Source organism: Pseudoalteromonas sp. 5Ae-yellow, from assembly GCF_014077565.1.
Lineage (GTDB): Bacteria > Pseudomonadota > Gammaproteobacteria > Enterobacterales > Alteromonadaceae > Pseudoalteromonas.
In genome coordinates this window covers 1-228 of record NZ_JACGWD010000233.1, presented here as the reverse complement: position 1 = coordinate 228, position 228 = coordinate 1, and the positions used below count along the sequence as shown (strand labels likewise).

Here is a 228-nt window from a genome sequence, read left to right as displayed (position 1 = left end):
GATCGAGTAGGTCAAAACACTTCGACAGATCCATATCAACCACCCACTCACGGTGATATTTACGAATAAATACCGTGGCTTTGCTGATGGCGTCATGACAACTTCGTTTCGGCCTGTACCCATAACTCGATGGGTGAAAGTCGATGTCGAATATCGGTTGGAGTATGTTCAATAGTGTTTGTTGCACTATTCGGTCTCGAACTGCGGGGATACCTAGCATTCTGACAC

General features: G+C 46.1%; 1 protein-coding gene. It reads right to left on the bottom strand.

Annotated elements, in window-relative coordinates:
- On the bottom strand, nt 1–220 hold a 220-nt coding region (locus H4J63_RS20710; protein WP_259365866.1), incomplete at its 3' end, for a reverse transcriptase domain-containing protein.
- Nucleotides 221–228: the final 8 nt, after the last annotated feature.